Raw genomic sequence first — 1,001 nt, forward strand, 5'->3', positions numbered from 1 at the left:
AAAAGCAGCCCTCTTTCTGGTGTTGGCCGCGGTGGGCGCCATCGGAGCTTTGGTGGCCAAGCTCACCATTGTCAAGCTCACCATTGTGGTGGGGCGCACCGTTCGCAAGGATTCCTATTTTCTCTCCCAGAGGGCTGGATTGGCGGATCCCTTTACACAGACTCAAGGACTGAGCGATTGCGGCACTTCTGGGCAGCCTTGACTTTCTACACAGCCCTGCCTCTGGGGTGGGTCGGAGACTTGCCGTTTGAGGGCATTGCCGCCTGGCTGCCAGGGGTAGGTGTGTTGCTGGGCGGGATCCTCTCCCTGGCCGGGATCCTGCTGCAGGTTTTCCCCAATCCGGTGCGGGCCGCTTTGCTCTTGGCCCTGTGGGTTCTCTTGACCGGTGGACTGCACCTGGACGGGGTGGCCGATACTGCCGATGGCTTGGCGATCAATGTCCACAAGCCTCCCCACACAGGGGATCCGCAACCGGCAGCCCAGGCAGACCCGGAGGGATCCCGCCGTCTGCAGGTGATGAGCGATAGCCACACCGGGGCCTATGGGGTACTGGCCTTGGTGCTGCTGCTGCTGCTGAAATTTGCTGCCCTGAGCAGCGTTCGAGCTTGGCCCCTCTTGCTGCTGGTGCCCGCCTGGGGGCGTTGGGGCCAGTTGCTCGCCATTGCCCTGTACCCCTATCTGCGAGAGCAGGGATCCGCCCGCTTCCTCAAAGACTCCACTTCCCTGCCGGGATCCCTGTGGCCGGGCACTCTGCTTGTGCTGGCCATCACCGGGGGGTTGGGCTGGGCTGGGATCTTGGCTTGGCCCCCTTTGCTGCTCTGGACGCTGGGATCCGCCCTGGGGGCTTGGGCCGTGGGCTACTGGATCTACCGCCAGTTGGGAGGACACACGGGCGATACCTACGGAGCTACGGTGGAATGGTCAGAAGCGATAGCATTGCTGTGGGGATCCCTTATTGGGCCATCATGAATCTGATACATTTACGCTGAACACTGCTGAAC

Annotated in this window: 1 protein-coding gene and 1 pseudogene; both read left to right on the top strand. The window is 62.2% G+C overall.

Annotated elements, in window-relative coordinates; all coding sequences use genetic code 11:
• Positions 1-202, top strand: a pseudogene (locus NW856_RS13670) (hypothetical protein); the annotation flags it as partial.
• Positions 178-969 (top strand): adenosylcobinamide-GDP ribazoletransferase, encoded by a 792-nt coding sequence (locus tag NW856_RS13675; protein ID WP_414400694.1) that lies wholly within the window; start codon positions 178-180, stop codon positions 967-969. The pseudogene NW856_RS13670 and the gene NW856_RS13675, both read left to right, overlap by 25 nt.
• Positions 970-1,001 lie beyond the last annotated feature (32 nt).

The organism is Synechococcus sp. R3-13, assembly GCF_047462195.1.
Classification (GTDB): Bacteria; Cyanobacteriota; Cyanobacteriia; order Thermostichales; family Thermostichaceae; genus Thermostichus.